This is a genomic window from Bradyrhizobium sp. WSM4873 (assembly GCF_055811355.1).
Window position 1 is genome coordinate 90215 of the sequence record NZ_JBVVPS010000024.1, and the last position, 16910, is coordinate 107124.

Below are 16910 nucleotides of genomic sequence, written 5' to 3' on the forward strand. Positions count from 1 at the left end.
GACCTGAACTAATCCTGCGCCAGCGCGGAAAATTCCTTGACCACACGCTCGTAGACCGGACGCTTGAACGGGATGATCAGTCCGGTCAGGTTCTTCATCGGTTCCCAGCGCCAGCTCACGAACTCGGCCTTGTGGCCGCCGCCGGGCTTTTCGACGTTGATCTCGCTGTCCTTCCCGGTGAAGCGGACCGCGAACCATTTCTGGCGCTGACCGCGGTAGCGGCCCTTCCAGGCGCGCCCGGCGACCGTGCGTGGAATGTCGTAAGTGAGCCAGTCCGGAACCTCGCCGAGCCGCTCGACCGAACGCACGCTGGTCTCCTCATAGAGCTCGCGCTTGGCAGCCTCCCAATTGTCCTCGCCGGGATCGACGCCGCCCTGCGGCATCTGCCAGACATGGGTGTCGTCGACATGCTCGATGCCGCCGGCGCGCCGGCCGATGAACACCAGTCCGTCCTTGTTGAGCAACATCACGCCGACGCAGGTCCGGTAGGGCAGATCCTCGTAACGCGCCATTCCGCCAGACCTCTCGCATGCTGTCGGTATGGCTGAAGCAGGCCCCGCGGGCCTGTGCCGTACCAATCCGTTGATTTAGCTGGATTTTGATTTCAGCATCGCGGTTGTCAATGGCACCAAAAGGATACCTCGGTCGCCCAACGTCTTGGTCCAGACGCCAATGCGCTCGATCGAGACCGGGAGGGCGGAGGCGGTGCCCACGGCCACGCCGCGCTCGCGTGCCGCGGCTTCGAGCTTGGTCAGGGCGCGGTCGATCTCGGCCGGGGTCGGCACTGCGTCGATCGCGATATCGCCCTTGCCGAACGGCATCGCGAGGCTGCCGGCGGCCTGGGGCGCGATGCTGCGGGGCGAGGAGCCGTCGTCGAAGAAGCCGAGGCCGCGCTTGGCCGCCTCGCGAATGATCGGCTGCATCGCCGGCTCCGTGGCGATGAAGCGGGCGCCCATGAAATTGGTGAGGCCGGCATAGCCCTGCATCCGGCTCAGATGCCAGTACAGGCGGTCCATGTTCTGGTCGGCACTGAGCGACGTCAGCAGCGTCTGCGGTCCCGGATCATTGTCGGGGAAGTCATAGGGCTCCATCGGGATCTGGAGGAAGATCTCGTGGCGCTGGGCGCGGGCGCGCTCGGCGAGTTTTCCTGGATCGGAGCCGTAAGGCGTGAAGGCCAGCGTCACCGCCGGCGGCAGCCGCATGATGGCATCGGTGGTCTTGGCGGCGCCGACGCCCAGGCCGCCGATCAGGATTGCGACCACCGGCATCTTGGCGGCCTTGGCGCGGTCGGCATCCGCCGCATAGACGTTGAACGGCTTCAGATCCCCGGACATCGCGGGGATCATGCCATAGCGCGATTTCTCGAGGAGTTTTGAGTCGATCCCGGCCATGACGGGCGGCGGTGCGGAGGCCGAGGCCGCCTCGCTCTTGCCGGCGGCATCGCCGCCGATCACCACGTCGTGGCGCGTGCCGGTGGAACCGTCGATCATGGTGACGGTCTTCTGCTCGCCCGCCTGCTTCGGTGCGTCCCTGGTCTCTTGCTTGCTGTCCTGCTTGCTTTCTTGGCTGTGGCTGGCGGCGGCCGGCTTGTCGTCGCCGGCCTTGTCTGCGGCATTGGGCTCGCGGATCGCGAGCCGCGTCATCGGCTCGCCGCCGAGCGGATCCTTGTTGAATATGGCGAAGCCGGCAAAGGTGACCAGGAACAGGCCGAGCAGGACTGCGAGCAGCTGCATGGGCGTGAACGGCAGCCGCAGCCGGCGTTTCCGGCGCGGCTTGTCCCGTCCGAGCGGGGCGCTCAGATCATCGGCCGTTTCAGTCATGCGCGATCCCGAATCACTCGAGATGACGATACCACGCCGAGGTCAAGCGGCGGCAGGCCGGGATAGGCCGGGGATAGCAGGAGTTCCAAGCAAAAAGGGCGGCTCCGGGAGTCGCCCTTTTCGTCAGATCGCGATGCGCCGAGTTAGTTCGCCGCTTTGGGCTTGTCGGTCGTGGCCTTGTCGCCGCCCGGTGTGGGCGCCGCGGACGCGCTGTTCTTGATGCCGTGGAGCAAATCGTCGGCGAGCTTGAGCGCCTTGTCGTCCTTGGCGTCCGGCGGGACGTAGGACTGCGAGCCGGTCTTTTCGTCGCCGTCGTTCTTGAGATGGCCGCGCAGCGATGCTTCGCCCTTGGTGTCGGTGCGCGACTTCAGCTCGTCCGGCACGTCCTGCAGCACTTCGATGTCGGGCACGATGCCCTTGGCCTGGATCGACTTGCCCGACGGCGTGTAGTAGCGCGCAGTGGTCAGACGCAGCGCGCCGTTGCCGGAGCCGAGCGGAATGATGGTCTGCACCGAGCCCTTGCCGAACGAACGCGTGCCGACGATGGTCGCGCGCTTGTGGTCCTGCAGCGCGCCGGCGACGATCTCCGACGCCGAAGCCGAGCCGCCGTTGACCAGCACGATGACCGGCTTGCCCTTGGTGAGGTCGCCCGTATGCGCGGTCCGGCGCTGGGTCTCCTCGGCATTGCGGCCGCGGGTCGAGACGATCTCGCCCTTCTCCAAGAAGGAGTCGGAGACGGTGACCGCTTCCTCGAGCAGCCCGCCCGGGTTGTTGCGGAGGTCGATGACGTAGCCCTTCAGCTTGTCGCCGATCTGATTCGAGAGGTTGGCGACCTCGCGCTTCAGGCCTTCGGTGGTCTGCTCGTTGAAGGTGGTGATGCGGATATAGGCGATGTCGTCGGCCTCGATGCGGGCGCGCACCGAACGGACGCGGATGTTGTCGCGCACCAGCGTGACGTCGATCGGATTGTCCTGGCCCTTGCGGATGATCTTGAGCTTGATCTTGGTGTTGACGGGGCCGCGCATCTTCTCGACCGCCTGGTTCAGGGTCAGGCCCTGCACCGCTTCGTCGTCGAGATTGGTGATGATGTCGTTGGCCATGACGCCGGCGCGCGAGGCCGGGGTGTCGTCGATCGGCGAGACCACCTTGATCAGGCCGTCTTCCATCGTGACTTCGATGCCGAGGCCGCCGAACTCACCGCGGGTCTGCACCTGCATGTCGCGGAAGCTCTTGGCATCCATGTAGCTCGAATGCGGATCAAGACCGGTGAGCATGCCGCTGATCGCGGATTCGATCAGCTTGGTGTCGTCGGGCTTCTCGACATAGTCCGAGCGTACGCGCTCGAAGACGTCGCCGAACAAATTGAGCTGGCGATAGGTGTCCGCGGTGGCGGCTCGCGCGCTGGAGCCCATGAAGACCGCGCGCGGTTGCGTCACGAACAGCGTCAGCGCCGCACCGGTGGCCGCGCTGAGGAGGATAACTGAAGTCTTGCGCATCATCCGCGAACCTTCTCGCCTTCATTTGCGGCCCACCATGGGCCTGGATCGATTGGAGTGCCGTCTTTGCGGAACTCGACATAGAGCACAGGTTGACTCGCGTTCGTGGCGAGAATGGAGGCGACTTGAGAAGTCGACCCCATGGTCGCGACAGGCTCCCCCGTGAGCACAAACTGACCGATGTTGACCGAAATGCGCTCCATCCCGGCGATCAGCACATGATACCCGCCCCCGGCATTGAGGATCAAGAGTTGTCCATAGCTGCGGAACGGGCCGGCATAGACAACCCAGCCATCACACGGCGTCGTGACCTGGGAGCCGGGCCTGCTCGCCAGCGAAATGCCCTTCTGGACCCCGCCGAGCCCGTCCGAACCGCCGAAATCCCTGATCTTGTTACCGTTAACCGGAAGAGGCAGGAGGCCCTTGGCCGCGGCGAAGGCCATCGCAGGGGTGGTCCGGGAACGATCCTTGAAAGCGCCGGGGCCGGTCTTGGCGCTGGCGGCCGCGTTTGCAGCCGCCTTGGCCTCGGCCTGCCTGGCGGCCTCAGCCGCCTTCTCGGCCGCCTTGGCGGCGCTTTGCAGATCCTGCTCCATCTTGGCGATCAGCCCCTGGAGATCGCCGACCTGTCTCGAGAGCGCGACGGCGCGCGCATTCTCGGCGTCGAGGTCCTTTTCGCGCGACGCCTGCTGACGCTGCCGCTCGTCGACCAGAGCCGCGAGCCGGGTCTGGTCGTTGCGCACCTTGTCGCGGTCGGAGGCAAGCTGGTCCCGCTCGGTCGCGATGGTCTTGCGTAAGGCCACGAGTTCGCCGAGCTCGCCTGCGATCTTTTCGGCGCGGCCGCGCAATTCCGGCACCACGGCACCGAGCAGCATCGCCGTGCGCAGCGATTGCAGGGCATCCTCGGGCCGTACCAGAAGTGCCGGCGGCGTCCGCCTTCCGGCGCGCTGCAAGGCCGCCAGCACCTCGACGATGTCGGCGCGGCGTAAATCGAGCGAGCTGCGCATCGCCTGCTCGCGGCCGTTCAGCGATCGCAGCCGCGCTTCGGCCTCGTCGATCTTGGTCTCGACGGTGCGCACGTTGGCGGCGGTGTCGATCAATTGTTGATTGAGCTGGGTGCGGTCCTGGCCGAGCGAGGTGATCTCGGCCTTGAGCTTGGCCTGCGCTTCCTCGGCGCTCTTCTTGCTGGCGCGCGCGGCTTCGAGCTCCTGCTCGCGCTGCTTGATCGCATCGGGCGCGACAGCCGCAGTCTGCGGTGCAGGCGTCTGAGCTTGCGCGAGGCTTGCGCCCAAGATACTTGCGCCCAAAATACTTGCGCCGGCAACGCCGGCGATCAGCAGCAGGTTGAGGACAGGCGCTCGCATCGCTTTGGGCAAAGGTGCTCGTTGTGGCGCGGATCACGCGCGGTGATAGGGATGGCCGGCCAGAATGGTGGCGGCCCGATAAAGCTGTTCCAGAAGCATGACGCGGACCATTTGATGCGGCCAGGTCGCAGAGCCGAACGCGATCGCGAGCTTGGCCTTACGGCGCAATTCGGGCGAAAGTCCGTCCGCCCCTCCGATCATGAAGATAGTATGACCGGAACCCTCGTCGCGCCAGCGGCCGAGATGCCGTGCGAATACGGTCGAATCCAGATTCTGGCCGCGCTCGTCCAACGCCACCAGCACCGATTTTTCGGGAATATGCGCGGAGATCGCCGCGGCCTCTTCGGCCATCCGCGTCGCCGTATCGCGCGCGCGGCTTTCGGGCAATTCGTGGATGGCGAGCTCGCGGAATCCGAGCTTGCGGCCGGCCTCATCGAACCGCTCGAAATAGCGGTCGGCAAGCTCCCGTTCGGGGCCCTGCTTCAGCCGGCCCACCGCAATGACGGCTATGCGCATGATATGTTCAGGGTCGCGTTTTCTGGACCGCGCGCGATATGCGCGCGCACGACGCTAGCATGCGCGTCAGCCGATTCGAAATCGGCCAGCAGCCTTTAGATCGCCTTCGCCGCCCCTGGGCCCTGCGTGTACAATCTCTCGAGACTGTAGAATTCGCGGACCTCGGGTCTGAACACGTGCACGATCACATCGCCGGAATCGATCAGCACCCAGTCGCAATTGGGCAAGCCCTCGACGTGGATGTTCTTGATGCCGTTTTCCTTGAGGCCTTTGGCGACGTTCTCCGCGATCGCGCCGACGTGCCGGTTGGCCCGGCCGGTCGTGACGATCATGTAGTCGGAGTAGGCCGATTTGCCGCGAAGGTCGATGGTGACCGTCTCCTCCGCCTTCATGTCGTCGAGGCGGGAGAGGATCAGGCTCAGCGTCTTGTCGGCGTCGGGTTGCGCCTTCAAGGCCGCAGCTTTGGTCGATGTTTTACGCGTAGGCTTGGCAACCTTGGGTAAAACAGACTTCGGTGAAGCCGTCTTGGATGAGGCTGTCTTGGACAATACAGATGTGGTCAGGGACCATTCCTTTCACTGTATCGCGAACGCCGAATCCGGCGCCCACTGGTTACACTACATCATGTGGGGTTAAGGGTTTCAATATGCCAGAGAGCCCGAAGGCCGGATGGCGTTCGCACAATCTGACTCACTTCGTACCTTTCCAGCTTCCGTCCGGGTTCCGTAAGCCGGTCGACGAGAGATTCAGCTTCATACCGGTCAGGAACACCCAGGCCGGGGCGGCCCGATCCGCAAGCAATGGCGCCTCATTCTCCGGCAAGCGGTAGCGTCTGAGCGCCTGGGCGGCGGGAGAGGCGAGGGCACGGAAACTCTGTGGCGGGCGATCGATGACCGCAATCGGCACCTGATCGGCGATGCGCCGCCAGTGCTGCCAACGATGGAATTGAGCGAGGTTGTCGGCGCCCATGATCCAGACAAAGCGCAAGCCCGAGAGGCGGCGGCGCAAGGTGTTGATCGTGTCGATGGTATAGCGCGTGCGAATGACGGATTCGAGACAGCTCACCTCGATCCTGGGATCGTCGGCCACGTCGCGCGCGGCCTGCATGCGCGCGCCAAGCTCGTGCAGCGCACCGTTCTCCTTCAGTGGATTGCCTGGCGTCACCAGCCACCACACGCGATCGAGCTGGAGGCGTTTCAGCGCGAACTGGCTGATCGCGCGATGGGCCTGGTGCGGCGGATTGAACGAGCCGCCGAGCAGGCCGATGCGCATGCCCGAGGTATGGGTAGGTATGGCCTGCGCGAAGAAACGTGGCGCGATGAAATTGTTGCTCAATGCCCCGCGCCCTGCGTGGTCTACGGCCGCGTCTGCCCGGTGCCGTGAACGCGATATTTGAAGCTCGTCAGCTGCTCGGCGCCAACCGGGCCGCGGGCATGGAATCTGCCGGTGGCGATGCCGATCTCGGCGCCGAAGCCGAACTCGCCGCCGTCGGCGAACTGTGTCGAGGCGTTGTGCAGCACGATCGCGGAATCGACTTCGCTGAGGAATCTCTTCGCAGCGGTCTCATCGGCGCTCACGATCGCATCGGTATGGTGCGAGCCGTGGTTCTGGATATGCGCAATCGCGCCGTCGACGCCGTCGACCACCTTCGCTGCGATGATCGCATCGAGATATTCGGTGTCCCAATCGTCCGCGCTCGCGGGTTTGACGCGCGCATCGGTCTTTTGCACAGCGTCGTCGCCACGCACTTCGCAGCCGGCCTCGATCAGCATCTCGATCAGCGGCTTCAGGTTTTTACCGGCAGCGGCGCGATCGACCAGCAGTGTCTCGGCGGCGCCACAGACGCCGGTACGGCGCATCTTGGCGTTGAGCACGATCGATTTCGCCATGGCGAGGTCGGCGCTGCCGTCGATATAGACGTGATTGACGCCTTCGAGATGCGCGAACACCGGCACGCGCGCTTCCTGCTCGACACGTGCGACGAGGCTCTTGCCTCCGCGCGGCACGATCACGTCGACGGCACCGTTCAATCCCGACAGCATCTGGCCTACCGCCGCGCGGTCGCGCGTCGGTACCAGCGTGATTGCAGCCTCGGGGAGGCCCGCTTCGCGCAGGCCCTGCACCAGGCATTCATGGATCGCGCGGCAGGAGCGGAAACTGTCGGAGCCGCCGCGCAGGATCACGGCATTGCCCGACTTCAGGCACAGCACGCCGGCGTCCGCCGCAACGTTCGGCCGGCTCTCGAAGATCACGCCGACGACGCCGAGCGGCACGCGCACGCGCTCGATGGTCATGCCATTCGGCCGTTGCCAGCTCTCGGTGACGATGCCGACCGGATCGGCAATGCCGCGCACGATGCCGATGCCCTCGGCCATGCCCTCGACCCGCGCCGGCGTCAGCGTCAGGCGGTCGATGAAGGACGAGGTGGCGTTTCCTGAGGCGCGGGCCTCGGTGACGTCCTCGGCATTGGCGGCAAGGATCGCGGCTGCATTGTTGCGGATCGCCCGCTCCATGGCCTCGAGCGCCCGGTTCTTCTGCTCCGGCGGCGCCAGCGCCAGCACGCGCGCGGCAGCGCGGGCACGGGTACCGAGATCGGTCATCAGCGCCTGAAGATCGGCATTGCCGTCGACGGCTTTGAGGGGGGCGGCCATGGGAGTTTCAACCTTCTGCTAAGGCGGTGTCCTAGCACGGAAATCCCGCTTTTGCGAAGGGCGGGGCGGGTATGGCTGGTCTCCCGGTGTTGTGCCACCTCGGCCACTGGCCCAGCTCCGACGTCATGGCCGGGCTTGTCCCGGCCATCCACGCCTTGCCGCCAGCAAGAAAGAACGTGGATGCCCGGGCCTTCGCCTCGCCGAAGCGGCTTCGGCCGCGCAGGCGGGACAAGCCCGGGCATGACGGTTTGGGCGTCTGCCGGCCCTTACCCGCCCATCACCAGATCATCGCGGTGGATCATCTCGGACCTCCCGCTGATGCCGAGGATGGCCATCACATCGGGGGAGGAGCGGCCCTTGATCCGCTCGGCATCGTCGGCGTCATAGGCGATCAGGCCGCGGCCGACCTCGCTGGTGTCGGGGCCGCGCACGATCACGGCGTCGCCGCGGGCGAACTGGCCCTCGACCTTGATCACGCCGGCTGGCAGCAGGCTGGCGCCCGCGCGCAGCGCTGCGACCGCGCCGGCGTCGATGGTCAGCGTGCCCTTCGGCTCCAGCGAGCCTGCGATCCAGCGCTTTCGCGAGGTGATGGGATTGGCAGGCGTCAGGAACCAGGTGCAGCGGCCGCCATCGGCGATCGCCTGCAACGGATGCTCGATCTTGCCCGAGGCAATCAGCATATGCGTGCCGCCGGTGGTCGCGATTTTTGCGGCTTCGACCTTGGTGCGCATGCCGCCGCGCGATAGCTCGGACTCGGCCTCCCCTGCCACAGCCTCGATCTCGGAGGAGATGCTGTCGACGACGGGAATGAGCTTGGCGTTCGGGTTGTTCTTCGGCGGGGCGTCGTAAAGACCGTCGATGTCGGACAGCAGCACCAGCAGATCCGCGCTCGCCATGGTGGCGACGCGCGCGGCCAAGCGGTCATTGTCGCCGTAGCGGATCTCGTTGGTGGCGACCGTGTCGTTCTCGTTGATCACGGGGATTGCGCGCCATTCCAGCAACTTGCCGATGGTGGAGCGCGCGTTGAGGTAGCGGCGGCGCTCCTCGGTGTCCTGCAGCGTCACCAGGATCTGGCCGGCGCCGATGCCGTGGGCGCCAAGGACCTCCGACCAGATCCGCGCCAGCGCGATCTGACCGACGGCGGCGGCTGCCTGGCTCTCCTCCAGCTTCAGCGGGCCGCGCGGCAATTTCAGGCGGCTGCGGCCGAGCGCGATCGAGCCGGAGGAGACGACGAGAACGTCACGCCCCTCGCGATGCAGCTTGGCCATGTCGTCGGCGAGCGCGGCAAGCCAGGACGCCCGCACCTCGCCCTTGTCGGAATCGACCAGCAGCGCGGAGCCGACCTTGACGACGATGCGGCGGAATTGACTGAGTTCGGGGCTGGCCATGTGTGTATGTGGTGTGTGTACGTGCTGGAGAGCGGCGCCGGTAAGGCCTGCTTTTGCAGCAGGACGATGGCTGGCGCAAGGCGGCAGGCCCCGTAAACGGCGCTTGTCCGGAGCGCCCGTCTGGCTCTAACTGTCGCCAACCATCATGGGCTCAAAGAGGAAACCAATGGATCGCCGCAACTTCATTGCCGGATGCCTCGGGTTGCCGTTGTTGGCGCAGGCGGGCGAAGCGCAAGCTCAGGCCGGGCTGACAAAGATGATCTTCCCGTTCGCGGCGGGAGCGGGCGGCGACACGCTGTGCCGGCTGATCGCGCAGGAGATGGCGCCGGCGCTGCAGCGCACCGTCGTGGTCGAGAACCGCACCGGCGGGGACGGCCTGATCGGCATCAAGGCGGTGAAAGGGGCCAGCCCCGACGGCAGCATGGTGCTGGTGACCACCGGGCCCACGATGTACCTGCTGCCGATGGTGGAGACGACCCCGAGCTTCAATACCGCAAGGGATTTCGTCCCGGTCTCGCTGCTGGCGCGGTTCGAGTTCGCCGTCGTGATCAGCCCGACGATCGATACCGCGGATTTTAAGGGATTTGTCGCCTGGCTGAAGGCGCATCCGGACAAGGCGTCGTTCGGCGTGCCGAGCAACGGCACCATCCCGCATTTCATGGGCTCCAAGCTCGAGAAGGACCTCGGCATTGCCCTGACGCGCGTGCCCTATCGCGGCAGCGCGCCCATCCTCAACGACATCATCGGCGGTCACATCTCTTTCGGCATCGTCACCTTGGCGGATGCGCTGCCGCAGCATCGTGCCAAGGGCGTGAAGATCATTGCGGTCGCGAGCGCCGAACGTTCGCCGTTTGCTTTGGAGGTGCCGACCTTGAAGGAGAGCGGCATCGATCTCGTCGCCGACGCCTGGTACGGCATGTGGCTTCCCGCCGGCAGCTCGCCGGAATTCGCGAGCAAGCTCGGCGCGGCCGCAAGCGCCGCGCTCGCCAAGCCCGAGGTGAAGGAAAAGCTCACCGCGATCGGGCTGATCCCGGTCGGCAGCAGCGCGGAAGCTCTGACGAAGGAGCTCGCCGCGAACACCGCGTTGTGGCAGCCGATCGTGAAGGCGACAGGGTACAAGATCGAGAATTAGTTTCTGTTTCCGCTCTCCGCCGTCATGGCCGGGCTTGTCCCGGCCATCCACGTGCACCGCCACTTGACGCAAGACGTGGATGCCCGGGTCAAGCCCGGGCATGACGAGCTGAGAGAGCCTCGTTCCGCTCACCTACAGCTTCGCGCGTTGCGCGATGCCGTCCTTGATCGATGCCAGCTCGGCTTCGTCCCAGATGCCGATCAGGATGCCACCCTTCACCTGGAGCTGGTTGTCGGCATAGGCCGCGATCTTCTCGCGGGACGTTGTGATGTGGTCGTTGGGATGCAGCGCCCAGTCGAACAATTCCGCCTGCAGTCGCGCGATGATTCCGGCGCACTCGGAATCGTCGCCGCGATCCAGAAACTCTTCCGGATCGGTTTCGAGGTCGTACAGCATCGGGCGGAAGCCGGAGGCGTGGATGTATTTCCAGCGGCCGTCGAACACCATGAACAGGCGGCAGCGCTCGATCGGCTGGTTCAGCTTCAGCCGCACGTCCTGCATGACATAATCGTATTCGGAGAAAGCCACCTTGCGCCAATCCGGCGGCCTCTCGCCGCGCAGCAGCGGCAGCAGCGAGCGTCCTTCGAGGATGTGGCCCGGCACCTTGCCGCCGAAATAATCCACGAAGGTCGGCGCGAGATCGATGGCTTCGACCAGCGCATCGTTGCGCGTGCCGCGCGTCGCATCCGCCTCCTTCGAGGGATCGATGATAACAAGCGGGATCTTCGCCGACTGCTCGTGGAACAGATCCTTCTCGCCCATCCAGTGATCGCCGAGATAGTCGCCGTGATCGGAGGTGAACACGATCATGGTGCTGTCCGAGAGGCCGCGCTCCTCCAGAAACTTCATCAGCACACCCATCTGGTCGTCGATCTGGGTGATCAGGCCCATATAGGTCGGGATCACCTTCTCGCGGGCATCGTCGCGCGCCATGTTGCGGGAGTAGCGCATGTCCATATAGGCGCCGAATACCGGATGCGGATTCTGGCGCTCGCGCTCGGAGCGGATCACCGGAATCATGTCGTCCTTGGAATACATGCTGGCGTAGGGTTCGGGCGCGATGTAGGGCCAGTGCGGCTTGATGTAGGACAGATGCAGGCACCATGGCCTGCCGTCGGTCTCCGCTTCGCCGATGAAGTCCATCGCGCGCCGCGTCATGTAGGGCGTCTCGGAATGCTCGTCCGGCACGCGCGCGGCCTTGTCGGCATGCACGAGCAGCCAGCCGTTTTGCAGGGAGCCGTCCTCGGCCGCACCTGAATTGGCCCAATGCTCCCAGGGATTGGGCGCATCGAAACCCTGCTGGCGCAGATATTCGTCGTATTTCGGACGCGGCCGCCCCGTGGGATGCAGGCCATCGTCGCGCTCATAGGGCTCGAACCCGCATTCGGCGACGTGCACGCCGATCATCGATTCCGGCGGGATGCCGAGTGCCTTCATCCCTTCGAGGTCGGGCGCCATGTGGGTCTTGCCGACCAGCACGTTGCGCACGCCGAGCTTCTTGAGGTGATCGCCGAGCGTGGGCTCGCCGACGCGCAGCGGCCAGCCGTTCCAGTGCGAGCCGTGCGAGCGCATGTAGCGCCCGGTGTAGAACGACATCCGCGAGGGGCCGCAGATCGGCGACTGCACATAGGCCTTGCTGAACAGCACGCCGCGCTTCGCCATGGCGTCGATGTTCGGCGTCTTCAGCGTGGGATGGCCGGTGCAGCCGAGATAGTCGTAGCGAAGCTGGTCGCACATGATCCAGAGAACGTTCTTCGCGCGCGCCATGCGTGATCCCTGCCGTGTCTTGATGGGTCGATGCTGCGCTATCGAGGGCGCGAAGACAAGCAGGGCGGTGACGCGCGAGGTCGTGGCTGCACATTCCAGCGTCGTCCCGGCGAAGGCCGGGACCCATAGCCACAGGGAGTAGTTTGGCGAAGACTAGTAGTTCGGTACTAAGACCATCCCCAACCGACAGATCACGCGGTATGGGTCCCGGCCTTCGCCGGGACGACCGTGGGGAGAGCGTTCAAACCGACCACGGCTCCGCTTCGGCCGCGCTCTTCGCTTTCGCGGAGACCGGGCTCTCGCCGATCACATCCGCCAACGCGCGCAGCGCTTCCTGCACGCCGTCGCCGGTGACGGCGGAGAGCAGCAGCGGCGTCTTCTTGGCGGCGCGCTTCAGCCGGTCCCTCTGCTTCTTCAGCTCGTCCGGCTCGACTGCGTCGATCTTGTTCAGCGCGACGATCTCGATCTTGTCGGTGAGCTGCCCGGCATAGGCGTCCAGCTCCGTTCGCACCGTCTTGTAGGCCTTGCCGGCATGCTCGCAGGTCGCATCGATGAGATGCAGCAGCACGCGGCAGCGCTCGACATGGGCCAGGAAGCGGTCGCCGAGACCGACGCCTTCATGCGCGCCTTCGATCAGGCCGGGGATATCAGCCAGCACGAACTCGCGGCCGTCGGCATTCACGACACCGAGCTGCGGATGCAGCGTGGTGAAGGGATAGTCGGCGATCTTCGGCTTGGCCGCGCTGACCTTGGCGAGGAAGGTGGACTTGCCGGCATTGGGCAGGCCGACGAGGCCGGCATCCGCGATCAGCTTCAGCCGCAGCCAGATCCAGCGCTCCTCGCCGGGCTGGCCGGGATTGGCATTGCGCGGCGCGCGGTTGGTCGAGGTCTTGAAATGCGCGTTGCCGAAGCCGCCATTGCCGCCTTCGGCCAGCACGAACTTTTCGCCGACAGTGGTGAAATCGTGGATCATGGTCTCGCGATCTTCGTCGAAGATCTGCGTGCCGATCGGGACCTTCAGCACGATCGACTTGCCGTTGGCGCCATGCCGGTCCGAGCCCGAGCCGTTCTCGCCCTTCTGGGCCTTGAAGTGCTGCTGGTAGCGGTAGTCGATCAGCGTGTTCAGCCCGTCGGCGACCTCGATGATGACATTGCCGCCGCGGCCGCCATTGCCGCCGGAGGGGCCGCCGAATTCAATGAATTTTTCGCGGCGGAACGCCACGCAGCCGTTTCCGCCGTCGCCGGAGCGGATATAGACCTTTGCTTCGTCAAGGAATTTCATGGGCCATAGGTAGGCCAGCCGGTCCCGCGCGGCAACCCGGATAGACCCGCAAATCGGCCGAATTTCCGCGATTTTGGGGCGTGCTTAACCCCAAGATGAGGTTCGGGACGACGTTAGTTGGGCCGGCGCCGGATCAGGAATTTCTGCGTGCCCTCCAGCACCAGCTCCTTGCGCTGGTTGAACACGGTGCTTTTGAGCGTCACCGCGCCGGTCGAGCGTCCCGGCACCAGCTCGGTGACATCGAGCGCGGGATAGATTGTGTCCTCGGCGAACACCGGTTTGAGGAACCGGCTGGATTGCTCGAGGAAGCCGACCAGGGAGTCCTCGACCATGAACGGAAACAGGCCCGCGCCGGGTGCGGTGTGGATCAGCGTCTGGAAACCGTGGGCGAGCAGATGCGGCATGCCGCGGCTGCGGCAATACTCCACATCGTAATGCACCGGATGGGTATCGCCGCTCGCGGTCTGGAATGCCGCGAACACCGCCGTCGTCTGCGTGCGGCTCGGCAGCACGAAGCGCTCGCCGACCACGAAATCCTCAAACCAGCGTTGCGCCGGGATCATGCGATGCCGGGCCGGGTCGAAGTCGATCATGGCTAAGCTCTTTCCTGGCTCTTTTGTGAGACACCTGTCGCTACCGCGACGCGGAGACTGCGACAATCCGTTCAATTCGTCCAACGCGGGCTTGTCGCGACGGCCTGCGTCATTACAACGGCGCTCGATGCCTCTGTTCAAGAATCTCTCGGCCTATGACGAACGCTCGGCGCGGCTCGCCGGGATTGCGCTCATGGTGCTGTCGATCTTCATGTTCTCGTTCGGCGATGCCATGGGCAAGTTCCTGGTCGGGACTTATTCGGTGGGGCAGCTGCTGTTCCTGCGCGCCTGCGCGGCGCTGCTGCTGCTGTCGCCGCTGGTCTGGCGGCAGCGTCACCAGTTCCTGCATCTGGAGCGGCCGGGCCTCCAGCTTTTTCGCGTCGTGTTGTCGACGCTGGAAGTGGCGGCCTTCTTCCTTGCGACGGTTTATCTGCCGCTCGCCGACGTCATCACCTATTATCTCGCCGGGCCCATTTTCGTCACGGCGATGTCGGCGATCTTTCTCGGCGAGAAGGTCGGCTGGCGGCGCTGGACGGCGATCCTGATCGGCTTCTGCGGCGTGCTGATCGCGCTGCGGCCGTCGGCACAGACCGTGAGCCTGCCGGCGCTGATCGCGCTTGGCGGCAGTCTTTCCTTCGCAACGCTGATGCTGATCACGCGCAGCCTGCGCAAGACGCCCGACATCGTGATGGCGTCGTCGCAATTCGTCGGCACGTTCTTGCTGGGCGCGGTGCTGTCGGCGTTCCACTGGGTGCCGCCGACATCGGGCAGCCTCGTGATCTTCGCGCTGGCGGGATGCGTCTCGGTCACGGCGCTGTTCTGCGTCAACCGCTCGCTCAAGCTGGCGCCGGCCAGCGTCGTCGTGCCCTATCAATATTCGATGATCGTCTGGGCGGTGATCTTCGGCTTCGTCGTGTTCGGCGACGTGCCCGAGATCGCCACCATCGTCGGCGCCGCCATCATCATCGGCGCCGGGTTCTATATTTACTTGCGTGAGCGCGATCTCGGGCGGGGGGACGTGGATGTGAATCCGCCGGCGTGATCGCAGCCGATAAATTCGAGCGTCGTCCTGGACAAGCGGAGCGCCGATCCAGGACCCATCACCCCAGGGAGGAGTTTGGCGAAGATTCGTGGTTGATAGTTCGCGCCACGACTTCTCGCTGGGGTAATGGGTCCTGGCTTTCGCCAGGATGACAGCTGTGATTGAGGCGCCTCCGGCCTACCTCACCCGCCTCGCACTGCTCCAGCTCTTCAGCGACGCCCACACACTGCGTGACAGGCGGAAGCAGTCGACGGGCGTCGACGAGCCCAGCGCCAGGAAGCGATGCAGCTGGACCCCGCTCCACTGGAAGCCGCACTTCTCCAGCACGTTGCGCGACGCCGGGTTGGTGACGCGCGCGCCTGCATGGAGATGATCGTCCTCGAACTCCTCGAAGAAGAAGTCGATCGCGCCGCGCGCGGCTTCGGTGGCAAAGCCCCGGCCCCAATGCTCGACGCCGAGCCAATAGCCGAGCTCGGCATTGTCGGGCGTCGAGCGGTCGATGCCGACCATGCCGATGGGGCCGCTGTCATGCTCGATCAGGAATACGGTCTCGCCGCCCGGCGCGGCGGTCGCGCGGACGAAGGCGACGGCGTCGTCCTGCGAATAGGGATGCGGGAGGCGCCTGGTGTTTTCGGCGACGCGACGGTCGTTGGCGAGGAGGGCGATGGTCCTGACGTCGGCGAGGGTCGGCCGCCGCAACGTCAGCCGCTCGGTGGCGACGCCGCTCGGTCTCGCCTCCCGCAAGGTCACGCTCGAAAAGTCCTGCAACATGTCCGGCTCCGTCGAAGTCACTAAGTGAAAAGTGAGCACGCAAACGAAAGGGGAGGCCGGTTTCCCGCCTCCCCTGGAGCCTTCGATCTATTTTGATCTCAAGGACTCCGCCGGTTCGGTCTGGGACCCGGCGGACTCCAAATTTGATCCACCGTCTATTCAGCCGCCTCTGCGAGCGGGAGCACCGAGATGAAGGTGCGGCCGTTGGCTTTGGCCTGGAACGTTACGCGGCCCTCGACCTTGGCGAACAAGGTGTGGTCCGTGCCCATGCCGACATTAAGGCCGGGATGCCAGGTGGTGCCGCGCTGACGCGCAATGATGTTGCCGGGAATCACAACTTCCCCGCCGAACGCCTTGATACCGAGGCGCTTGCCCTTGGAATCGCGACCGTTGCGCGATGAACCGCCTGCTTTTTTGTGAGCCATGGCTCGTCTCCGAAATTCTACGTATTTCTAGATCAATTCCTTGACGGAATCATTTCACAATTTCTCACGCATCAATTCGTGATGGCGCGTGATCAAATTATGCGGCGGCCTCTTCGGTGGTCGTTTCCTTGGCGACCTTCTCCCGCTTCGGACGCGGTCCCTTGGTGGGCTTGGCGCCGTCCGTCAGGATCTCCGAGATGCGCAGCACGGTAATCTCGTCGCGATAGCCGCGCTTGCGGCGCGAGTTCTTGCGGCGGCGCTTCTTGAAAGCGATGACCTTGGGACCGCGCTTGTGGTCGAGCACCTCGACCGCAACGGAGGCGCCTGCGACCGTGGGCAGACCCAGGATCGGCGTGTCGCCGCCGACCAGGAGAACTTCATTGAGCTGCACGATCGAGCCGACTTCGCCTTCGATCTTGCCTACTTCCAGGACATCATCCGGAACGACGCGGTACTGCCGGCCGCCGGTTTTGATGACTGCGAACATCGTTGTTTTCCTTCGTGTTCATTCCCGGCCTCGCGACAGAGTGTCGGGGCCGGCTTTTTGTCAGTCGTTATGGGTTTATGCGAGTTTTGTGCGGGCGGAAGTTATCCCTTTGAAAACCCACGCAAAAACAAGCGGCGCGAGAAACGCCCCGCGCCGGTTGCGGGATTTATAGCCGCTGA

General features: G+C 64.9%; 17 protein-coding genes. 2 read left to right on the plus strand and 15 right to left on the minus strand.

The window, feature by feature from the left end; translation table 11 throughout:
- Positions 1 to 8: 8 nt before the first annotated feature.
- From AC0L21_RS27145 to proB, 9 genes are all read right to left on the minus strand, one after another.
- A complete protein-coding gene (locus AC0L21_RS27145; RefSeq protein ID WP_007604352.1) occupies positions 9 to 512 on the minus strand; it encodes an RNA pyrophosphohydrolase in 504 nt (167 codons plus the stop codon).
- 75 nt (positions 513 to 587) lie between these two features.
- Entirely contained in the window at positions 588 to 1820 is a 1233-nt protein-coding gene (locus AC0L21_RS27150; protein WP_473264778.1) for a divergent polysaccharide deacetylase family protein, read from the minus strand.
- A gap of 143 nt (positions 1821 to 1963) precedes the next feature.
- Positions 1964 to 3319 carry a S41 family peptidase gene (locus AC0L21_RS27155; protein WP_007598902.1) on the minus strand — a complete coding sequence of 452 codons (1356 nt, stop codon included), beginning with the start codon at positions 3317 to 3319 and terminating at the stop codon, positions 1964 to 1966.
- Positions 3316 to 4677, minus strand: a complete 1362-nt coding sequence (locus AC0L21_RS27160; RefSeq protein ID WP_473264779.1) for a murein hydrolase activator EnvC family protein — start codon at positions 4675 to 4677, stop codon at positions 3316 to 3318. Before AC0L21_RS27160 ends, AC0L21_RS27155 begins: the two co-directional genes overlap by 4 nt.
- Before the next feature lie 33 nt (positions 4678 to 4710).
- A complete protein-coding gene (gene rlmH / locus AC0L21_RS27165; RefSeq protein WP_473264780.1) occupies positions 4711 to 5193 on the minus strand; it encodes a 23S rRNA (pseudouridine(1915)-N(3))-methyltransferase RlmH in 483 nt (160 codons plus the stop codon).
- Between the two features lie 95 nt (positions 5194 to 5288).
- Positions 5289 to 5645: a ribosome silencing factor gene (gene rsfS, locus AC0L21_RS27170; RefSeq protein ID WP_007604366.1), complete on the minus strand. Its 357-nt coding sequence runs from the start codon at positions 5643 to 5645 to the stop codon at positions 5289 to 5291.
- Between the two features lie 238 nt (positions 5646 to 5883).
- A complete protein-coding gene (locus AC0L21_RS27175) occupies positions 5884 to 6528 on the minus strand; it encodes a nicotinate-nucleotide adenylyltransferase (RefSeq protein ID WP_473264781.1) in 645 nt (214 codons plus the stop codon).
- 20 nt (positions 6529 to 6548) lie between these two features.
- Positions 6549 to 7844: a glutamate-5-semialdehyde dehydrogenase gene (locus AC0L21_RS27180; protein WP_473264782.1), complete on the minus strand. Its 1296-nt coding sequence runs from the start codon at positions 7842 to 7844 to the stop codon at positions 6549 to 6551.
- A gap of 266 nt (positions 7845 to 8110) precedes the next feature.
- The gene (gene proB, locus AC0L21_RS27185) at positions 8111 to 9232 is read right to left on the minus strand and encodes a glutamate 5-kinase (protein ID WP_279668884.1); all 1122 of its coding nucleotides are present in this window, start codon (positions 9230 to 9232) and stop codon (positions 8111 to 8113) included.
- A gap of 166 nt (positions 9233 to 9398) precedes the next feature.
- Here proB and AC0L21_RS27190 point away from each other — a divergent pair, with 166 nt between their 5' ends.
- Positions 9399 to 10364, plus strand: coding sequence for a Bug family tripartite tricarboxylate transporter substrate binding protein (locus AC0L21_RS27190; protein WP_473264783.1), 966 nt, complete (start codon positions 9399 to 9401; stop codon positions 10362 to 10364).
- Between the two features lie 132 nt (positions 10365 to 10496).
- On the opposite strand, the gene AC0L21_RS27195 is transcribed toward AC0L21_RS27190, so the two are convergent.
- From AC0L21_RS27195 to AC0L21_RS27205, 3 genes are all read right to left on the minus strand, one after another.
- On the minus strand, positions 10497 to 12131 hold the full coding sequence (locus AC0L21_RS27195; protein WP_473264784.1) for an alkaline phosphatase family protein: 1635 nt from the start codon (positions 12129 to 12131) through the stop codon (positions 10497 to 10499).
- Positions 12132 to 12372: 241 nt separating this feature from the next.
- The gene (obgE, locus tag AC0L21_RS27200) at positions 12373 to 13413 is read right to left on the minus strand and encodes a GTPase ObgE (RefSeq protein WP_473264785.1); all 1041 of its coding nucleotides are present in this window, start codon (positions 13411 to 13413) and stop codon (positions 12373 to 12375) included.
- A gap of 113 nt (positions 13414 to 13526) precedes the next feature.
- The gene (locus tag AC0L21_RS27205) at positions 13527 to 14006 is read right to left on the minus strand and encodes a MaoC family dehydratase (RefSeq protein WP_473264786.1); all 480 of its coding nucleotides are present in this window, start codon (positions 14004 to 14006) and stop codon (positions 13527 to 13529) included.
- 127 nt (positions 14007 to 14133) lie between these two features.
- Between AC0L21_RS27205 and AC0L21_RS27210 the strand changes: the two genes are divergently transcribed.
- Positions 14134 to 15048: a DMT family transporter gene (locus AC0L21_RS27210; RefSeq protein ID WP_473264787.1), complete on the plus strand. Its 915-nt coding sequence runs from the start codon at positions 14134 to 14136 to the stop codon at positions 15046 to 15048.
- A gap of 177 nt (positions 15049 to 15225) precedes the next feature.
- On the opposite strand, the gene AC0L21_RS27215 is transcribed toward AC0L21_RS27210, so the two are convergent.
- From AC0L21_RS27215 to rplU, 3 genes are all read right to left on the minus strand, one after another.
- A complete protein-coding gene (locus AC0L21_RS27215; RefSeq protein ID WP_473264789.1) occupies positions 15226 to 15819 on the minus strand; it encodes a GNAT family N-acetyltransferase in 594 nt (197 codons plus the stop codon).
- Between the two features lie 155 nt (positions 15820 to 15974).
- Complete coding sequence (gene rpmA / locus AC0L21_RS27220; protein ID WP_007598923.1) at positions 15975 to 16244, minus strand: 50S ribosomal protein L27; 270 nt, start codon at positions 16242 to 16244, stop codon at positions 15975 to 15977.
- 97 nt (positions 16245 to 16341) lie between these two features.
- Complete coding sequence (gene rplU / locus AC0L21_RS27225) at positions 16342 to 16731, minus strand: 50S ribosomal protein L21 (protein WP_473264790.1); 390 nt, start codon at positions 16729 to 16731, stop codon at positions 16342 to 16344.
- Between the last annotated feature and the right edge of the window lie 179 nt (positions 16732 to 16910).